Here is an 18656-nt window from a genome sequence, read left to right as displayed (position 1 = left end):
GCCGCCGCCGCGCTGCTGTTGCTGGCCACGGCGCTGGATCGGTTCCGGCTTGGCGTTCGGATCGGGCTCGAAGCCGGCGATCACTTCCTGCGGGATCTCGCGCTTGATCAGCTTCTCGATGTCGCGCAGCAGTTGCTTCTCGTCGACGCAGACCAGCGAGACCGCCTCGCCGTTGGCGCCCGCGCGGCCGGTTCGGCCGATGCGGTGCACGTAGTCTTCCGGCACGTTCGGCAGCTCGTAGTTGACCACGTGCGGCAACTGGTCGATATCGATGCCGCGCGCGGCGATATCGGTGGCCACCAGCACCTGCAGCGTGCCGGCCTTGAACTCGGTCAGCGCGCGCGTGCGGGCCGACTGGCTCTTGTTGCCGTGGATCGCCAGCGCGCTGATGCCGTCCTTGCCGAGCTGCTCGGCCAGGCGGTTGGCGCCGTGCTTGGTGCGCGTGAACACCAGCACCTGGAACCAGTTGTGCTCGCGGATCAGGTGGGTGAGCAGCTCGCGCTTGCGGTCGCGGTCGACCGGGTAGATCTTCTGCGCGATGGTCTCGGCCGTGGTGTTGCGGCGCGCCACCTCGATCAGGGCCGGCGAGTCGAGCAGGCTGTCGGCCAGCGCCTTGATCTCGTCGGAGAAGGTGGCCGAGAACAGCAGGTTCTGGCGCTTGGCGGGCAGGCGCGCGAGCACCCGCTTGATGTCGTGGATGAAGCCCATGTCGAGCATGCGGTCGGCTTCGTCGAGCACCAGGATGTCGAGCTGCGAGACGTCGATGGTCTTCTGCTGCATGTGGTCGAGCAGGCGGCCCGGCGTTGCCACCACGATGTCCACGCCGCGCTTGAGCGCGTCGATCTGCGGATTGATGCTCACGCCGCCGAACATCACGGTCGAGCGCAGCTTCAGGTACTTGCCGTAGGCGCGCACGCTCTCCTCGACCTGGGCGGCCAGTTCGCGCGTCGGCGTGAGGATCAGCGCGCGCACGGCGCGCTTGCCGCCGGCCTGAGCGGCGGTATTCGCATTGAGGCGCTGCAGGATCGGCAGGGTGAAGCCGGCGGTCTTGCCGGTGCCGGTCTGGGCGCCGGCGAGCAGGTCGCCGCCGCCGAGCACGGCGGGGATCGCCTGGGTCTGGATCGGGGTCGGTTCGGTATAGCCGAGTTCGTTGACGGCCCGCACGAGGGGTTCGGCGAGGCCGAGGGAAGCAAAAGACATAAACTCTCTTGGTGTTCGAAAAATGACGCCGCCCGACTGGCCGATACGCGACCGGTCGGGCGGCGTCATCTTCATACAAAAAACAAATAGGGCGTGGCCGCGGTTGCCCGCAGCCACGCCCCGTGTGATGTGAACCGTTCGTCAGTCGAGCGGTGCGGAACGCAGATCGCTCACCTGCTGCGGCGAGATCGGCGAACCGTTGTTGCCCCAGGCCGATCGGATATACGACACGACGGCTGCAACCTCTTGATTCGACAGGGCTTGCGCGAACGGCGGCATCCCGTATGGACGCGGATTCCGGAACGTGCTGGGCGGGTAACCGCCGTTGAGCACCATCCGGATCGGGTTCACTGCAGACTCCATCATAATCGAATGGTTTCCGGCGAGCGGCGGATACGAGGGCGGCTTGCCCTGGCCGGAGGCACCGTGACAGGTCGCGCAGTTGTCCGCGTAGAGCTTGCGGCCCTGTTCCAGCAGCTGGTCGCCGAACTTCTGCGAGGGCTCGTATTGCAGGTTGGTCGGCGCGTTGCCCTTCTGCGGAATCGACTTCAGGTAGACCGACATCGAGCGCGCGTCGTCGTCCGACATGTACTGCAGGCTGTTGTGCACCACGTCGGCCATCGGCCCGAACACCGCGCCGCGCATCGACACGCCGGCCTGCAGCAGGTCGGTCAGCTCCTGCACGTGCCAGTCGCCCAGGCCGAACTCGGTGTCGTTGGTCAGCGAGGGCGCGTACCAGTTCTGCAGCGGGATCAGCCCGCCGGCGAAGGCCGAGGAACTGCGCGGCGCGCCCATCAGGTTGATCGAGGTATGGCACATGCTGCAGTGGCCCAGGCCCTCGACCAGGTAGGCGCCGCGGTTCCATTCCACCGACTTGGTCGGGTCCGGCTTGAATTCCCCCTCCTTGAAGAACAGCGTGCGCCAGCCGATCAGCAGGTTGCGGTTGTTGAACGGGAATTTCAGCTCGTGCGGGCGGCTCGCCGTGTTGACCGCCGGCACCGAGCGCAGGTACGCGTAGATCGCGTCCGAATCGGCGCGCGTGACCTTGGTGTAGCTGGTGAAGGGGAAGCCCGGGTAGAGCAGGCTGCCGTCCTTCGAGCGGCCCGTGTGCATCGCGCGATAGAAGTCGTCGGCGCTCCACTTGCCGATGCCGTACTGGTTGTCGGGCGTGATGTTCGGCGTGTACATGGTGCCGAACGGGGTGGGCATCGGCAGGCCGCCGGCGAAGGGCTGGCCGCCGCGCACCGTGTGGCAGGCCACGCAGTCGCCCACCCGCGACAGGTACTCGCCCTTCTTGATCAGCGCGGCCTGGCTCGTGTCGGCGGCCGGCGCGGCGGCGCGCGCGGTGTCGATCAGGCTGCCCGCCCACTTGGCGGCGCCGGGCCAGACGGCGGGCGCGAGCGTCGCGGCGGCGGCGATCGCGAGGGCGCCGAAGGCATACAGGGACTGGCGTTTCATGGCGTCTGTCTCCTGGAGGTCATTGCGGTTCGCTGCCGCAGGCGAGCGGCAGCTTCAGCGAGCCGGCCGCCGCCGGGACCGGATTGGCCGGCGCCGCCTGCGCGGCGAGCCAGGCGGTCACGGCGGTGACGTCCTCGTCGGTGAGCCGCGAGGCGATCTCGTGCATGCAGTCGGGTGCCTTGGCGCGCCGGTTGCCCGAGCGCCAGGCGCCGATCTGCGCGCTGAGGTAGTCGCTGTGCAGGCCCACCAGGCCCGGGATCGCAGGTTGCATGCCCGTGAGCTGCGCGCCGTGGCAGGCGATGCAGGCCGGGATCTTGCGCGCCGCATCGCCGCGCGTGGCCAGTGCCTGGCCGCGCGCCATCACCTCGTCCGACACGCTCGGCTTGGCCGGCGGCGGATAGGGCGGACGCTCGTTGGAGAAGTGCACCGCGATCGCGTGCAGGTAATCGTCGCTCAGGTAGGTGAGCAGGTAGTTCATCGGCGGGTACTTGCGTCGCCCGTCGCGGAAGTTGATCAGCTGGTTGTAGAGATATTCGGCGGGCTTGCCGGCCAGGCGCGGGAAGTAGTCGTTGTCGGTGCCCTGGCCGTGGGTGCCGTGGCAGGCGGTGCAGCCGCGCACGCGTTCGGCCATCGTGTCGGGTGCCTTCAACGGGGCCGCCGCGGCGGCGCCGGAGGCGGGAGCTGACTGGGCTTGCGAGCCGACCGGCAGGCAGGCGGCGCTGATGCACAGCGCGGCGAGCAGGGGACGGAATACACGTATTGAAGACACGCGAGGCTCCAATTTTTTATTCGTCGGGGACCTGGCCGGCTCTGTGTCGGCTCGGGCTTTGACTACACGTGTTTCGGCAGCCCTCTCCTGTCGGCTGCGCTGCGAAGTTTAGCATCGATGCCTGGCCACGGCTATTTGCGCAAGACCCGCTCGCGCCTCGCGATTCGATGCGGCAACAACAGGCGGATGCGGAAATCCTACGCTTTTTGGTGAACCCGTGTGGGCGTTCTCGATCGAAGGCCGTACACTCGCCACTCGCGCGTGGTCGGCCTGCCCCGGGCCGCGCCGCCGATTCGTTGCCACTCCGAAATACTGATCCCCGCCACGATGTTGCCGACCTCTCCCGCCTCAGACGATTGCCGTTACGCGTTTTCCCCGATTCCCTCCTGCGCGGCCTTGCCGTCGTGCCGCCGCGCGTCGGCGCAAGGCGGTGCGCGATGATGAAATTCGACAGCCTCTGGAGCGGCCAGGTCGCGATGGCCGCGCTCGCGCAGATCGCCTTCGCCGTCGCGCTGGGCTCGCTGCTGTTCGGTGCCTGGCTGGCCGCCGAGGGCGCGCGCGCCACCGTGTCTCCCGCGCATGGCGCCTGGCGGCGCGCGCAGCGCTCGCTGGCGATGGCGGCCCTGGTGTTCGTGCTGGCCGAGCTCGGCTGGATCGTCTACGAGGCCGCCACCATGGGCGGCACGGGCCTGGGCGAGGCCTTCGGCGCGCTGCCGGCGGTGCTGGGCGACACCCATGTCGGCCATGCCTGGAGCCTGCTGTTCGGCGGCGCGCTGGCCTTGCTGGTGCTGGCCTTGCTGCGGCCCGGCGGCGTGGCCGGCACGCTGCTGTTCTGGCTCGCGATCCTGGTGGTGGAGGCAGGCAATGCCTCGATCGGCCACGCGGCCGACGCGGGCCCCTGGTCGCCGGCGGTCGGCGTGCAGTTGCTGCACCTGCTGTCGACCGCCGTGTGGGGCGGCATCGTGCTGGCGGGCGGCATGGCGGTGCTGCCGGCGCTGGGTGCCTCGATCGCGCGCGGCGTGCTGATCCGCGTCGCGCAGCGCGTCTCGCGCGTGTCGATGGCGGCGGTGCTGGTGGTGATCGCCACCGGCGTCTACAACGCGATCCGCGGCACCGGCGGCGACCTCGCCGTGCTCGACGCCAGCACCTGGGGCCGCGTGCTGCTGCTCAAGCTGGTGCTGGTCGCGCTGGCGCTGCTGCTGGGCGGCCTGAACCGCTTCTCGGCCCTGCCGCGGCTGCGGCGCACCGCGGCCACCGAGGACGCACGGACCTTCGTCAACGTGCTGTACCTGGAGGCGGTCGCGATGATCGGCGTGTTCGTCGCGGCGGCCGTGCTCGCAGCCAGCGTGCCCGGCTTCGCCTCGCTCGCGCAATGACGGGGGCCTGCGCCGCGCGCCGCTGCCTGGCCTGCGCGCGCGGCCTCGCTGCCGGGCCCTGAGCCGAACCCCGAACGCGAAGCGGGGGCGCCCCGCTCAGGACGCCCCCGCCTTGCACCGCATCATCTTCCACGGCGCGGCTCGCGCGCGCCGCGCGCGATCACCACTCGGCGACGCTGCCGTCGGCGTGGCGCCACACCGGATTGCGCCAGCGATGGCCGAGCTTGGCCATCTCGCGCACCTTCTCCTCGTTGACCTCGATGCCCAGGCCCGGGCCTTGCGGAATGCCGACGAAACCATCCTCGTAGCGGAACACTTCCGGATTGCGGATGTAGTCGAGCAGGTCGTTGCCCTGGTTGTAGTGGATGCCCAGGCTCTGTTCCTGGATGAAGGCGTTGTAGCTGACCGCGTCGAGCTGCAGGCAGGCGGCCAGCGCGATCGGCCCGAGCGGGCAGTGCAGCGCCAGCGCCACGTCGTAGGCCTCGGCCAGCGAGGCGATCTTGCGGCACTCGGTGATGCCGCCCGCGTGCGAGGCGTCGGGCTGGATGATGTCGACGTAGCCGCCCGCGATCACGTGCTTGAAGTCCCAGCGCGAGTAGAGCCGCTCGCCCAGCGCGATCGGCGTGTCGGTCTGGTTGACGATGTCGCGCAGCGCCTCGGCATTCTCCGAGAGCACCGGCTCCTCGATGAACATCAGGCGATAGGGATCGAGCTCCTTGGCCAGCACCTTGGCCATCGGCTTGTGGACGCGGCCGTGGAAGTCCACGCCGATCCCCACGTGCGGGCCCACCGCCTCGCGCACCGCCGCCACGTTGGCGATCACCTTCTCGACCTTGTCGTAGGTATCGACGATCTGCAGCTCCTCCGAGCCGTTCATCTTGACCGCCTTGAAGCCGCGCTCGACCACCGCGCGCGCGTTGTTGGCCACGTCGCTGGGGCGGTCGCCGCCGATCCACGAGTAGACCTTGATGCGCTCGCGCACCTGGCCGCCCAACAGCGCATGGACCGGCGCGCCATGGAACTTGCCCTTGATGTCCCACAGCGCCTGGTCGACGCCGGCGATCGCGCTCATCGTGATCGGGCCGCCGCGATAGAATCCGGCGCGGTACATCACCTGCCAGTGATCCTCGATCAGCAGCGGGTCCTTGCCCACCAGGTAGTCGGCCAGCTCCTGCACGGCGGCTTCCACGGTATGCGCGCGGCCCTCGACGATCGGCTCGCCCCAGCCGACGATGCCCTCGTCGGTCTCGATCTTCAGGAACAGCCAGCGCGGCGGCACGACGAAGGTTTCGAGGCGGGTGATCTTCATGGGTCTGTCTCCTTGGGTTGGGCGAACGGGGGACGCATCGAGGCCCCGCCGGAAAGTCGATGGCGACGATCCTACACGATTCCGCGAAAAAGTAGTATTAATAGCACTTATTGTGCACATAGTGGTCGGCCGCCCGCGGGCGGCGCCGGCCCACAGGGAGAAACGTGATTCAACGCGATCTGCATGGACAAACCGCGTACCGGCTCGCCACGGCGATCCTGCGCGGCGACTACACGCCGGACACGATCCTGCCGCGCGAGGCCGAGCTGATGCTCTCCTTCGGCGTGAGCCGCACCGTGCTGCGCGAGGCGCTGCGCACGCTGACCTCGAAGGGGCTGATCGAGTCGCGGCCCAAGGTCGGCACGCGGGTGCGGCCGCGCGATGCCTGGAACCTGCTCGACGCCGAGCTGCTCGACTGGTATTCGCAGGTCGCGCCGCCGCTGGCCTTCGCGATGAAGCTGCAGGAGATGCGCGAGATGGTCGAGCCGTACGCGGCGGGGCTGGCCGCGCGCGCGCAGACGCCGGCCGCGTTCGCCGCGATCGAGGCCGCGCACGAGGCGATGCGCGCGGCGCGCCATGTCGACGAGTGGGTGAGGGCGGACCTGCGCTTCCACCTAGAGGTGCTGGCCGCCGGCGGCAACGAGTTGCTGATGCCGCTGGGCGCGCTGATCGAGCGCACGCTGGAGGCGCAGCTGAGGCTCAACGCGAAGCGCGCCGAGATCTTCAATGCCTCGCTGGCCGAGCACACGCGCGTGTTCGAGGCGATCCGCGCGCGCGACGCGAACGCCGCGCGCGCGGCGATGGCGGCGCTGCTCGGCACCACGCGCGCGCGCATCGAGCGCTAGGACACCACAGGGCGCCCGCCGTGCGATGCGGCGAGCGAAAACCACGGACATGAAAAAACGGGCCGGCGCATGAAGCGCCGGCCCGTTGCGTTTGCGGTGCGCGAGGCGTCAGCCTGCCGGCTTCGTCTCGACGGAAGCCGTCGGGGCGATGGCCGCGCCCGGGGCCGAAGTCGCCGCCGCGTCGGCCTGCCCGCTCTGCCAGCCGAGGCCGAGGCTCTTCTGCAGGGACACATAGTCCTTGATCAGCTCGGCCTGTCCCGCGATCACGTTCTGCTGCGCCGACAGCGCGTCGCGCTGCGTGTCGAGCAGGTCGATCAGCGAGGACACGCCGGCGCGATAACGCTGGTCCATCAGCGTCGCCGAATGCACCGCCGAGGTCTGCACCTTGTCGAGCGCGACCACGTGATCGCGCTGGTGACCGTAGCGCGACAGGGCGGTATTGGCGTCCTGCAGCGCGCCCAGCACGGCCTTGGTGTAGTTGGCCTCGGCCTCGTCGCGCGAGGCTTCGGCGGCGCGCACGGCGCCGCGCGTGCGGCCGAAGTCGAACAGGTTCCATTGCAGGTAGGGCGCGCCCACCCAGGTCCAGTTCTGCTTGCGGAACAGGTGGCCCGGGTCGCTGGCGCTGAAGCCCAGATCGCCGAGCAGGGTGACCTTGGGGAAGTAGTCGGCGATGTGCTCGCCGATCTGCGCATTGCTCGAGGCCAGGCGCCGCTCGGCCGCGCGCACGTCGGGGCGTTGCTTGAGCAGGGCGGCCGGGTCTCCGATCGGCACCGATGCGGGCAGGCTCGGCAGCGCCGGGTTGGCGCCCGAGAGCTGCGCATCGAGCGCGCCCGGCGCGCGCCCGGTGAGGGTCGCGAGGCGGTCCAGCGATTCGGTCACCTGGGCATCGAGCGGGATCAGCGAGGCGCGCGTGTTTTCCACCTGGGTGGTCAGCCGCTCGATGTCCGCATCGGCGGCCACGCCGCGTCCGCGTCGCTGCCGGGTCAGGTCGAGCTGCTGCTGCTGGATCTCGGCGGTGCGCTGCGAGAGTGCCAGGCGCTGCTGCTGGTCGCGCAGGTCCACGTAGGCATTGGCGACCTCGGCCGCGATCGAGACCTGCGTGTCGGCCAGGTCCGCGTCGACCGCCTCGGCCTGCGCCGAGGCCGCCTCGATCGCGCGGCGCGTGCCGCCGAACAGGTCGATCTCCCAGGTGGCGTCGAAGCTGGCCGTGTAGAGCTGGATCGGGCCGGTGCCGGCCTGGCTGTTGCCGGCGTTCGCGTTGTTCGCGCCGGTCAGCGCCGACAGCGCGTTCATGTCGGGCGCGCGGGTGCGGATCGCGGCCAGGTCCGCCGAGGTCTTCGGCAAGGCATTGGCGCGCTGCTGGCTCAGTTGCGCGCGGGCTTCGCGCAGCCGCGCCTGGGCCGCGTGCAGGTCGGGGTTGTGGGCCAGCGCCGCGGCGATCAGTTCGTCGAGCTGGGGATCGTTCAGGCTCTGCCACCAGGCGGCGGGCCCGGGCGTCGCGACGGCCACGCCGGTCTGCGGGGCGCGCACGAAGGTGGCCGCGCTCGGTGCTGCCGGCGCGCCCTTGTAGTTCGGGCCGACCGTGCAGCCGGCGAGCACGAGCGCGGCGGCGACCAGCGTCAGCGCGTGACGGGGAGCCAGGCTCGGGGACTTCATGGAGGGCATCATCGAGGACTTCATCGTGTCAGTGGCCGGACGAGGACGGCGGCGGCGCGTTGCGCGGCGGCGTGCGCAGCAACAGGGCCAGCGGCACGCAGGCGATCAGCGCCAGTCCGAGCAGGTAGAAGGTTTCGGAATAGGTCATCACGGTGGCCTGCACGTTGATCTGCTGGGCGAGCTGGCCGAGCGCGCGCATCTGCGAGTAGGCCAGGTCGCCGGTGTGCGAGAACCAGTTGGCCGCGTACTGCGAGATGCGGTCCTGGCCGATCAGCGAATTGGCGGTGACCGACTCCCGGATGGTGGCGGTGTGATAGGTGGTGCGCCGGTCGATGATGGTGCCGATGATGGCCAGGCCGATCGAGCCGCCCAGGTTGCGGGCCATGTTGTAGAGGCCCGCCGCGTCGCCCGATTCCTCGCGCGAGACGGCCGCCATCGAGGCCTGGTTGAGCGGCATCATCGCCAGCATCTGCGCCACGCCGCGGATCAGCTGCGACCAGACGAAATCGTGGCCGACGCTCTGCGCGGTCAGCGAGATGTCGAGCATGCAGCTCAGGAAGAACAGCATCAGCCCCGAGATCACCAGGATCCGGTAGTCCACCTTGCCGAGCAGCTTCGGCAGGATCGGCATCATCAGGAAGGCGGGCAGGCCCGAGAGCAGCATGATCTCGCCGGCCTGCTCGGCGTTGTAGCCCGAGACGATGGCGAGGAACTGCGGCAGCAGGTAGGACACGCCGTACAGGCCCGCGCCCACCGCCGCGACGATCACGATCACGCTGGCGTAGCGCGGGTTGCGCATCAGCGAGAGCCGCAGCATCGGCCGCTTGGCGGTGAACTGCGAGATCGCGATCAGCACGAAGCCGGCGAAGGTGATCCAGCTCAGCGTGGTGATCATCGACGATTCGAACCAGCGCTCGCGCTGGCCTTCCTCGAGCACCACCGTCAGCGACGAGAGCCCGATCGACAGGCCCGCGATGCCGACCCAGTCGGCGCTGAAGAACTGCGGCCACTGCGGCTTGTCGGAAGGCAGGCCGAGCACCAGCAGCGCGATCAGGATCAGGCAGACCGGCAGGTTGATGAAGAAGCACCAGCTCCAGCTCACGTTCTCGGCCAGCCAGCCGCCCAGCACCGGGCCGAACAGCGGCCCGAGCAGCACGATGAGGCCGAACAGGGTCATGCCCACCGGCAACTGCGAGACCGGCAGCCGGGTGCGGATGATGGTCTGCGCGGTGGGGATCATCGCGCCGCCGGTGAAGCCCTGGCCGATCCGGCCGGCGATCATCAGCGCCAGCGTGCTCGACCAGCCGCACATCATCGAGAAGGCGATGAACAGCGCCGCCGAGACCAGCAGGAAGTTGCGCAGCCCGAACACGCGCGTGAGCCACGCGGCCAGCGGGATCATCACGATCTCCGACATCAGGTAGCCGGTGGAGATCCAGGTGCCCTCGGTGCCGGTCGCGCCGATCTCGCCCTGGATCTGCGGCAGCGCCGAGTTGGTGATCGAGATGTCGAGCGTGGCCATCAGCGCGCCCAGCGAGCCGGCGGCCACCGCGATCCAGTCGGTCGCGCTGGCGCGCTCGGGATGCGGCGCGGCGGCGGGCGTGGCGGCCTCAGCCATGATGCTGCCCGTCGTCGCGGGTATCGATGTCGACGTCCACCGACAGGCCCGGCAGCAGCACGCGGCGGGTCTCGTCGTCGGTGTCGACGTGGATGCGCACCGGCACGCGCTGCACGATCTTGGTGAAGTTGCCGGTGGCGTTGTCGGGCGGCAGCAGCGCGAACTGCGAGCCGGTGCCCGGCGAGAAGCTGTCGACCTTGCCGTGCAGCGCGCGATCGGGCAGCGCGTCCACGTGCAGCGTGACCGGCTGGCCCACCCGCATGCGGCCCACCTGGGTTTCCTTGAAGTTGGCGACCAGGTAGATGTCCTGCACCGGCACCACCGTCAAGAGGCGCGTGCCGGGCTGCACGTACTGGCCGACGCGCACCGTGCGATCGCCCACGCGGCCGTCCAGCGTGCTGCGCACCACCGTGTTGTCGAGGTCGAGCTGCGATTGCGCGGCGCTGGCCTGGGCCGCCTCGAGCTGGGCCTGGGCCTGCTGCAGCTGGGCGGTGCTGGAATTGATCTGGGCGCGGGCCGCCGCGATCGAGGCGTTGTTCGCCGCCAGCGTGGCCTGCGCCTGGTCGCGCGTGTTCTTCAGGTCGGCGATGCGCTCGTGCGTTTCGGCGCCGGTGGCCGCCAGCGGCGCGTAGCGCGCGTATTCCTCGCTGGCGTGCTTCAGGTTGATGCTCGACACCTGGGCCTGCGCCTGCGCCTGTTCGAGATTGGCGTGCTGCTGGGCGATGTCGGCCTGGGTGCGCGCGATGTCGGCGCGCCGCGCATCGACGCTTGCCTGCGAGTTCTGCAGGGAAACCTGATACTGGCGGACGTCGAGCTTCACCAGCGGGTCGCCGGCCTTGACGCTCTGGTTGTCGCGCACGTAGACGTCGGTCACGTAGCCCGACACCTTCGGCGCGGCCGTCATGCTGTCGGCCTGCAGGTAGGCATCGTTGGTCGATTCGATGAAGCGGCCGACGGTCCACCAATGGACCAGCCAGACCAGGCCGGCGATCGCCGCGACGATCGCGATGAGGATCAGGATGTTGCGCCGGCGCGAAGGCCGCTTCGGCGCGGATTCCAAGGTTTCCTGACGATTGCCTTTCGGCGGTTCTTGAGTGGTCGACGACATTCCGGGATCCAAATTATTCCGAGCGGAAGAATTATTCCAGTTGGAAAATTTGTGTCAAGTAGAATATCGGTCGGATGAAAGTGAGGGGTCTATGACGGAAGCGAAGAAATTGCGTCGCACGTCGGCAAGCGGATATGCGCGGGGCGACGAGACGCGGCAGCGGATCATCGAGGCCGCGATCGAATTGTTCGGCGAGCGCGGCTTCGCCGGCGCGTCGACGCGGGACATCGCCGCGCACGCGGGAGTGAACGCGCCGGCGCTGCAGTACTACTTCGAGAACAAGGAAGGGGTGTTCCGCGCCTGCGCGGACACCATCGCCGAGCTCGGCTGCGCGGCCTTCGGGCCGGCGCTCGACCATGCGCGCGCGATGCTGGCGCGCGAGGCCGACGTCGAGACCCTGATCGAGTCCTTCCTCGGCATCATGCATGCGATCTCGGCCAAGATGTTCGTCACGCCCAAGAACGCGCACCAGCGCATGTTCTTCGCGCGCGAGCAGGCGGGCCTGGAGCCGGCGATCGCCACCGAGATCCTGATGCAGCGGATCCGGCGGCCGCTGCACGACGTCTGCACCGCGCTGGTGAGCCGCATCGCGAACCAGCCGGCCGACAGCAACGCCACCAAGATCCGCGCCTTCAGCCTGCTCGGTCAGTTGTCGGTGTTCCACATGGCGCAGCGCTCGGCGCTGGCGATGCTGGGCTGGGAATCCTACGAAGGCGAGAACGGCGATCTGCTGCGCTCGGTGGTGGCCGAGCAGACGCGCGCGCTGCTGCGCCAGTGGCATGTCGAGGGCCAGGCGCGGGCCGGCGCGCCGCGTCGCGCGCTTGCCTCCCCGCTGGGCGAAGCGCCTGCCGCGCGCCGCAAGAGCGCCGCGCCGAAAGTCGCCGCCAAACCTGCCGCCAAGTCCGCCACCGCCAAGCCTGCCGCCGCGAAATCCCCGGTGCCCAAGGCCGCCGCTGCCAAACCCGCCGCGCCGCGCGCCTCGCGCGGCGCCAAGCACTCCTCGCACTGAATCCGCGCGCGGGCGCCCGGCGCAAGCGTCGGCCGCCCGTGTTGCGCGACCTCGTTCATTACGACATCCTTACCGTCGAGCGCGCCGCCGGGTCCGCGCGAACAGGCCGTCGGTCGATGACATCGGCACGTCACGATCGCCGGTCTATCGTCGTGGTCCGAGGCGGCGAAATTGGCGAAATCGGCGAAGGTGAGGGCCCTCGCCGCCTGTCCCCGTGTTTCCATCACGATGCGGCGCCCGATCGGCGCCGCGCGTCAGCAGAACGAAAAATCGGAGCGAACCCGATGTCGAACCCGAATCTTCCCGAGACGTCCTCCGCGGACCATCACGCGGACTCGTACGAATACGCGCCCGTCACGCGCCGCGGCTTCCTGAAGCTGGCCGGCGTGTCGGGCCTGGCCACCGCCAGCGGTCTGGCCGGCACGCGCGCGGCCGCGGCCGTGCCCGACGGCACGCCCGAGCAGATCCACCTGACCTGGGGCGACGATCCCTGCTCCGAGGTGACAGTCTCGTGGGCGTCGCTGGCGCCGGCCGCCAATCCGCGCGTGCGCGTGTCGAGCGACTACGGCCGGCCGTTCACGGTGCATGCGGTGCAGCGCACCTATACCGACGGCCTGAACGGCGCGGTGGTGTTCACCTATCACGCGCGCCTGCACGGGCTGCGCCCCGGCGCGAGCTTCCGCTACGAGGTGACGGCCGACAACGACGCGAATGCCTCGCAGCCGTTCTCGGCCGGCTTCCAGACCGCGCCGCGCGGGCGCGCGCCGTTCCGCTGGACCAGCTACGGCGACCTGGCCACGCCGAACACGGGCTGGGTGCTGTCCTCTCCGCAAAGCCGCTACGCGGTGCAGGCCGTCGAGCGCTTCCAGCCGCTGTTCCACCTGCTCAACGGCGACCTCTGCTACGCGAACCTGAACCCGACGCACCAGCCCGACGTCTGGCGCGACTTCGGCAACAACAACCAGAGCTCGGCCGCGAACCGCCCCTGGATGCCCTGCCCGGGCAATCACGAGATCGAATTCCACAACGGCCCGCAAGGGCTCGATTCCTATCTCGCGCGCTACGTGCTGCCCGACAACGGCACGCGTTTCGCGGGCCGCTGGTACAGCTTCCGCGTCGGCGCGGTGCTGTTCATCTCGCTCGACGCCGACGACGTGGTCTACCAGGACGCGGCCGCCTTCGTGGCCGGCCCCGCGCCGCTCGTGCCGGCCGCCAGCACCGGCAATGCGCCGATCGAGCCGGGCACCTCGTTCTACGTGCGTGGCTACAGCGGCGGCACGCAGACGCGCTGGCTGGAGGACACCCTGCGCCGCGCCTCGCACGAACCCGGCATCGACTGGATCGTGGTGCAGATGCACCAGGACGCGCTGAGTTCGTCGAAGTCGGGCAACGGCTCGGACAAGGGCATCCGCGAGGCCTGGCTGCCGCTGTTCGACCGCTACGGCGTCGACCTGGTGCTGTGCGGCCACGACCACGACTACGAGCGCAGCTTCCCGGTGCGCGGCTGCCGCCATCACGCCGGCGTCGACGCGGCCACCGGCTCGGTGGTCGACACCATGCAGCCGCAACCGGTGGTCACGGTCGATCCCGAGGATCGCACCTTCGACACGCGCCACGGCACCATCCACCTGATCCTCGGCGGCGGCGGCACCAGCGCGCCGACCGACAGCTACGGCGACGATCCGGCCACCGGCCAGCCGCAGGCGATGGTGTTCACCAAGTCGAACCGGCCGGTGCCCGGCGCCACCGCCGGCACCTTCGCGCGGCCAGGCGCCGATGCGCGCGAGGACGCGATCTGGTCGGCGCGGCGCGATGCCGGCAACGGCTACGGGATCGCCGTGTTTGACTACGAGCCGGGCGAGGCGGGCGGCCATACCAGCATCACGGTGAACTACTACCACGCGGCCGGCGCCGACAGCGCACCGACCAGCGACTACTCGCTGTTCGAGACCATCGTGCTGAGCAAGCCGCGCCGCGGCTGAGGCGAGGCCGGCCGGAAGACAGGCGGGAAATGAAGCGGGGCGCCGGTCGCATCACGACCGGCGCCCCGTTCTTCGTTCGGCGCGATCAGCCTTGCGCGGCTGCCTTGGCGGCGGCCATGGCCGGTGCCGCCTTGCCGGCGTTGCCAGCGCCGTTGCCGCTGAGCTGCGCCGCACGCGCGCCCTTGTCGGCCTTGGTGGTGGCATCGATCGGTCGCGGCGGCGCGTCGACCAGCGGCTGCAGGGCCGGCGTGAGCGACTTCAGCAGTTGCACGGCCAGCGCGCTGGTGTATTCGTAGCGCGCGGCGTAAGGCTCGTGCGCGTTGGCGGTGAGGACCCCGAAGAAGCGGTCGCCGATCCCGAACACGAAGGTCGCGCTGCGATTGACCTTGCGCGACTCGATCAGCCGCGCGCCCGGCGCGTAGACGTTGAAGCGCTGGTCGCCGGTGCCGGTCTTGCCATAGACCTCCAGCGTCTTGCCGTCCGAGAAGCTCAGGCCCTGCGCGAGCCGCTTGCCGGTGCCGTTGGCCACCACGTCGCGCAGCATCGGCTGCACCGCCGCCGCGATCTCGGGCGAGATCAGTTGATGCGGCGGCGTGCCCGCGTGCACGAAGCGCGTTTCATAGGGCGTGTCCTTGGCGAAGTCGAGCCGCGCGACGCTTTCGGTCGGCATCTGCGCGCCGCCGTTGCCGATCAGGCCGATCAGCCGCGCCAGCGAATCGGGCTGGTCGCCCGAGGCGCCGATCGCGGCCGCGTAGGAAGGCGTGAGCGCCGCGAACGGATAACCGAGCGCCTGCCATGACCGGCCGATCTCCTGGTAGGCGCGCAGCTCGACCATGCGGCGGATGCGGCGATCCTGGGTGGCGTGGTACTTGGTCTTGTAGAGCCACGAGTAGGAGGCGATGCGCACGTCGTGGCTGGCGTTCTGCACGGTGTCGAGCGTCGCGTCGGGATGCTCGCGCAGGTAGGCGAGGGTCCAGAGCGCGAGCGGGTGGACGCTGGCGATATAGGCGCGATCGTTGAGGTTGAAGCGATCGGCGCCGTACTTCGCGTAGAGCTTGCCGAGATCCTCGTCGGTGAGGCCCGCGGCCGGTGTGTTCTTCAGCGCGCCGCGCATGTTCGCGTCGAACCACGGCCGCGGCGCCTCGGGCGCCACGCTGCGCAGCACGGTGGCCACCTTGGGCGGCGTCTTGCGCACGGTCTTGAGCATCAGCGCGAGCGCGTCGTCGGCCGGCTTGCCCGCGTACTTCGTGTAGAAGCGCTTCACGTAGACGCGGCTCTCCTGGTCGACGAACTGCCCGAGGTACTGCGCGCGCAAGGCCGGATCGCCGAGCCACTGCGAGGACAGGCCCGAGGTCTGGATCATCTCGTAACGCACGATGTCGCGCATCATCCGCACGAACACCAGGTTCACCGAATTGCGGAAGGCCAGGCGGATGGTCAGGATCTGGCCATTCTCGCTCTTGTCGAAATTGGTGAAGGTCTGCGCGCCGCCGCCGGTGTAGAAGGTCTCGCCGGCCGAGGCCGAATACTTGCGATCGAGCGCGGCGTCGAGCATCGCCGTGAGCGAGCGCTCGCGCGTGTTCGCCAGGTAGTCGAGCGCCCAGCGCGTGAGCGCGTCCTGCGGATCCGGCTGCACGCGCTTGAGTTCCTCGTTCGACATGCCCGCGTAGTCGTGGTGCAGGCGCGAGACGATCTGCAGGTAGGTCACCACGGTGCGCATCTTGGCGGTCGAGCCGAGGTTCAGGCGCGCGCCGCGATTGACGTCGAAGGGCTGGTCGACGCTGTCGGTCTGCACCCGCAGCAGGTTCGCGCCGCCCTGGCGTTCGTAGAGCGTGAAGCTGTAGGAGATCTTCGAGGGGTCGTCGCCGGGGCGCAGCATCTGGAAGCCGACCAGGCCCGCCTCGCGGGCGCCGTCGCGGGTGGTGACGGCCGCCAGCTTGTCGGCCACGGCCTGCTGCACGGCGTTGTCGAGCGTGACGGTGGCGTCGAGGTCGAGCCGGTCGAGCTGGTAGACGCTCGACAGCCCGAGCGCGCCGAGCAGTCGCGAGCGCGTCGAGGTCACCGCCTTGCGCGTCACGTAGGAGGCCTCGGCCGGCGGCGTGGGCGCGGCGTGGCGCTCGATTTGGGCGGCCAGCGCCGCGTCGCGCAGCGCCGGCGAGATCGCGCCTTCGGAGGCGAGCAGGCGCAGGTAGCTGTCGGTCAGCTTCTGCAGGTCGGCGTAGCCGCGGTTGAGGAAGAAGGAAGGCGCGCGCTGCGCGATCAGCAGCGACAGCACCTCGCGATAGGCCAGTGCCTGCTCGTCGCGGTTCGCGTCGCTCGGCGGCGCGGACAGGATGCGGTTCACCTCGCGGAAGTCGCGGCCGTACCAGGCGGCCAGGCCGTCGCCGAGCCCGGTCACCTCGCCCACGTGGGCGCGCGCCGCGAGCGGCACCGAGTTCAGGTAGCGCACCACGATCTGGCGGCGCGCCGGCATGGTCTGCGGGCCGTCCAGGTAGGCGCGGATCGAGGCCGAGGCGATCTGCCGGAGCTTCTCGGGCGGCGTGGCGGTGCGTCCGTCGGGCGAGTGGCGGAACTTCTCGATCTGGGTGGCGAGCGTGCTGCCGCCCGGCGTCGACTGATGGCGGTTCACGAAGCGCAGCGCCTGGTCGGACAGCGCGCGGCCGAAGCGGCGCCAGTCGATCGCCGGGTTGCGGTTCGGCGCGTCGGGGTCGAGCAGGTAGCGATCCTCGATGAACAATAGCGAGCGCACCACCAGCGGCGGGATCGCATCGAAATCGGTGTAGACGCGATGCGGGAAGGTGGCGTCGTAGATCGGCGCGCCGCTCGCGTCGCGCAGCGTGAGGCCGGCCTGGTCCTTCTCGTCGTATGGCAGGAACAGGCCTTCGTCGGCCAGCGAGAGCAGGCGCTCGGAGCCGCGTGCCTGCGCCGCGATGCTATAGCCGCGCGCGGCGAGGCGCTGCTCGAAGGCGGGTAGCTGGGAATAACCGAGGCGGGTGTCGTAGGGCCCGTCGAGCGGATAGCGGATGCTGTCGCTGGGGCCGTCGCCGACCGTGTAGCCGACGTCGCTGGCCAGGCTGGAGAGATAGCGGGCCTGCCATCGCGAGGTCGCGAATTCGATCTGGCAAAGCCTGACCACCACGACCAGTGCGATCAGCACGGCCGCGATGAGCAACCATTTCACGCGCTTCCAGACCGGCACGGGGCTGGTGGCGCGCAGCGGGATCCGAATGACGGGCCGATTCATGGCATCTCCCCGGCGGCGCAAATCGTCCGACCCTCGCGCCGCATTGCAAGCAGTGTAGACCTGAATCAGGCGGCGCGTGCTGCGGAAAATACCGGACTGTGACGCGGATGCAACCCCGTGGTTTCGCGGGCGGCTTGACCTCGGCGAGGGCCGCTGGCGGGTGCCTTGGGCGGGGAATTGGGGGCGGATTTCGAGCGCGTCGCGACGCGCTCGGGGCGTTTCACCGGAAGCGGTTCGCGGCGCCGATGTTCATGCATGCGAGGCCAGGGCGCGCCGCTTGTTCAGCAGTCCGAGAAGGTCGAGCTGGCGAGCCGCACGTCGAACAATTGCGCGGCGGTGCTCAGCGCATGCAGCAAGGCGAAGGAGTGGCGGTCGGCATAGGGCAGCGAGGGCTGGAAGGTGCTGCCGTGCCATTGCCATTCCGCGTCGGCCTCGGTATCGCGGCGCGGGCGATCGAAGATCGTCTCGATCTCGTAGCCGCCCGGTCCCTTGGCCGGGATCCCGACGTTCAGCGCGAAGCCGCACAGCCGCTCCAGCGGCAGGCGGAAGCTGTCGCGGCCGAGCCGGAAGCCGGCCCAGCGCGCGTCGCGCGTGCGAAACGCCACGAACAGCGTGTCGTCGACGCGCCGCTTCGCGTCGAAGTGCTCGGGCAGGTCGTCGAGCGGGGCGATGTCGGGCCGGGATTCGTCGCGGTTGAGCTCGAGATCGACGTGTTTCGCGCAGGCCTCGCGCAGGCCGTCGTAGAGCTGGCGGTAGACGGCGGCGGCCGAGGTCGAGCGCGGGTCGAGATCGAGCGAGAGGCGCTGGTAGCTGGCGTATGCGCCGAGGTAGGCCGGCAGGCGCTGGCCGTCGTCGCCGTCGAGCCAGGCCGGGCGGTTGCCGAGCGGGCTCGGCAGCAGGTCGATCGCCCGCGTGCGGTCCTCGGGGCGGCGCGCACGCAGCTCGGCGCTGCGCGCGGCGGGCGGTGGCGGCACATAGGGTTTCGATGCGTCCGCATCGATTGTCTCGGTGCCCGCGGCTGCCTGGGTGCTTGGCGCGGCCGGCGTTTCGAGGTCGGCGGCGTCGGCTGCCGCGGCCTGCCT

13 protein-coding genes are annotated in these 18656 nt (G+C 69.8%); 4 read left to right on the top strand and 9 right to left on the bottom strand.

Annotated features, from left to right (window positions below):
* From F3J18_RS27825 to F3J18_RS27815, 3 genes are all read right to left on the bottom strand, one after another.
* The coding region (locus F3J18_RS27825; RefSeq protein WP_166915346.1) for a DEAD/DEAH box helicase at positions 1-1200 on the bottom strand (1200 nt) is incomplete at its 3' end.
* Positions 1201-1341: 141 nt separating this feature from the next.
* A complete protein-coding gene (locus tag F3J18_RS27820; protein ID WP_046577510.1) occupies positions 1342-2658 on the bottom strand; it encodes a cytochrome c in 1317 nt (438 codons plus the stop codon).
* Between the two features lie 19 nt (positions 2659-2677).
* Positions 2678-3439, bottom strand: coding sequence for a c-type cytochrome (locus tag F3J18_RS27815; RefSeq protein ID WP_063617726.1), 762 nt, complete (start codon positions 3437-3439; stop codon positions 2678-2680).
* A gap of 428 nt (positions 3440-3867) precedes the next feature.
* On the opposite strand from F3J18_RS27815, the gene F3J18_RS27810 reads away from it, so the two are divergent.
* Positions 3868-4803, top strand: a complete 936-nt coding sequence (locus tag F3J18_RS27810) for a CopD family protein (protein WP_166915348.1) — start codon at positions 3868-3870, stop codon at positions 4801-4803.
* 160 nt (positions 4804-4963) lie between these two features.
* On the opposite strand, the gene dgoD is transcribed toward F3J18_RS27810, so the two are convergent.
* On the bottom strand, positions 4964-6112 hold the full coding sequence (gene dgoD, locus F3J18_RS27805; protein ID WP_166915344.1) for a galactonate dehydratase: 1149 nt from the start codon (positions 6110-6112) through the stop codon (positions 4964-4966).
* Between the two features lie 164 nt (positions 6113-6276).
* Here dgoD and F3J18_RS27800 point away from each other — a divergent pair, with 164 nt between their 5' ends.
* Entirely contained in the window at positions 6277-6957 is a 681-nt protein-coding gene (locus F3J18_RS27800; RefSeq protein WP_013699308.1) for an FCD domain-containing protein, read from the top strand.
* 108 nt (positions 6958-7065) lie between these two features.
* On the opposite strand, the gene F3J18_RS27795 is transcribed toward F3J18_RS27800, so the two are convergent.
* From F3J18_RS27795 to F3J18_RS27785, 3 genes are read right to left on the bottom strand one after another with little or no spacing between them, the layout of a single operon-like run.
* Entirely contained in the window at positions 7066-8613 is a 1548-nt protein-coding gene (locus F3J18_RS27795) for an efflux transporter outer membrane subunit (RefSeq protein WP_166915343.1), read from the bottom strand.
* A gap of 28 nt (positions 8614-8641) precedes the next feature.
* The gene (locus F3J18_RS27790) at positions 8642-10231 is read right to left on the bottom strand and encodes a DHA2 family efflux MFS transporter permease subunit (protein ID WP_013699306.1); all 1590 of its coding nucleotides are present in this window, start codon (positions 10229-10231) and stop codon (positions 8642-8644) included.
* The gene (locus F3J18_RS27785) at positions 10224-11339 is read right to left on the bottom strand and encodes an HlyD family secretion protein (RefSeq protein WP_025096910.1); all 1116 of its coding nucleotides are present in this window, start codon (positions 11337-11339) and stop codon (positions 10224-10226) included. The genes F3J18_RS27790 and F3J18_RS27785 overlap by 8 nt, the downstream gene beginning before the upstream one ends.
* A 91-nt stretch (positions 11340-11430) precedes the next feature.
* Here F3J18_RS27785 and F3J18_RS27780 point away from each other — a divergent pair, with 91 nt between their 5' ends.
* Together F3J18_RS27780 and F3J18_RS27775 are read left to right on the top strand one after the other, a co-directional pair.
* Entirely contained in the window at positions 11431-12348 is a 918-nt protein-coding gene (locus F3J18_RS27780) for a CerR family C-terminal domain-containing protein (RefSeq protein WP_166915341.1), read from the top strand.
* 284 nt (positions 12349-12632) lie between these two features.
* Positions 12633-14330: a metallophosphoesterase family protein gene (locus F3J18_RS27775; RefSeq protein ID WP_166915339.1), complete on the top strand. Its 1698-nt coding sequence runs from the start codon at positions 12633-12635 to the stop codon at positions 14328-14330.
* 85 nt (positions 14331-14415) lie between these two features.
* On the opposite strand, the gene F3J18_RS27770 is transcribed toward F3J18_RS27775, so the two are convergent.
* Positions 14416-17574 (bottom strand): transglycosylase domain-containing protein, encoded by a 3159-nt coding sequence (locus tag F3J18_RS27770; protein ID WP_166915337.1) that lies wholly within the window; start codon positions 17572-17574, stop codon positions 14416-14418.
* Positions 17575-17855: 281 nt separating this feature from the next.
* Positions 17856-18656: hypothetical protein (locus tag F3J18_RS27765; protein WP_166915335.1), on the bottom strand; the 801-nt coding region annotated here is incomplete at its 5' end.

Source organism: Burkholderia sp. Ax-1720, from assembly GCF_011753035.1.
GTDB lineage: Bacteria > Pseudomonadota > Gammaproteobacteria > Burkholderiales > Burkholderiaceae > Burkholderia > Burkholderia gladioli.
This window is presented reverse-complemented; position numbering and strand designations above follow the sequence as displayed.

Excerpts from the sequence above, each read along its gene's own strand:
- F3J18_RS27790 (WP_013699306.1), bottom strand. The coding sequence starts at position 10,231 with ATGGCTGAGGCCGCCACGCCCGCCGCCGCGCCGCATCCCGAGCGCGCC.
- F3J18_RS27775 (WP_166915339.1), top strand. The coding sequence starts at position 12,633 with ATGTCGAACCCGAATCTTCCCGAGACGTCCTCCGCGGACCATCACGCG.
- F3J18_RS27795 (WP_166915343.1), bottom strand. The coding sequence starts at position 8,613 with ATGAAGTCCCCGAGCCTGGCTCCCCGTCACGCGCTGACGCTGGTCGCC.
- dgoD (WP_166915344.1), bottom strand. The coding sequence starts at position 6,112 with ATGAAGATCACCCGCCTCGAAACCTTCGTCGTGCCGCCGCGCTGGCTG.
- F3J18_RS27820 (WP_046577510.1), bottom strand. The coding sequence starts at position 2,658 with ATGAAACGCCAGTCCCTGTATGCCTTCGGCGCCCTCGCGATCGCCGCC.
- F3J18_RS27785 (WP_025096910.1), bottom strand. The coding sequence starts at position 11,339 with ATGTCGTCGACCACTCAAGAACCGCCGAAAGGCAATCGTCAGGAAACC.
- F3J18_RS27780 (WP_166915341.1), top strand. The coding sequence starts at position 11,431 with ATGACGGAAGCGAAGAAATTGCGTCGCACGTCGGCAAGCGGATATGCG.
- F3J18_RS27770 (WP_166915337.1), bottom strand. The coding sequence starts at position 17,574 with ATGAATCGGCCCGTCATTCGGATCCCGCTGCGCGCCACCAGCCCCGTG.
- F3J18_RS27810 (WP_166915348.1), top strand. The coding sequence starts at position 3,868 with ATGAAATTCGACAGCCTCTGGAGCGGCCAGGTCGCGATGGCCGCGCTC.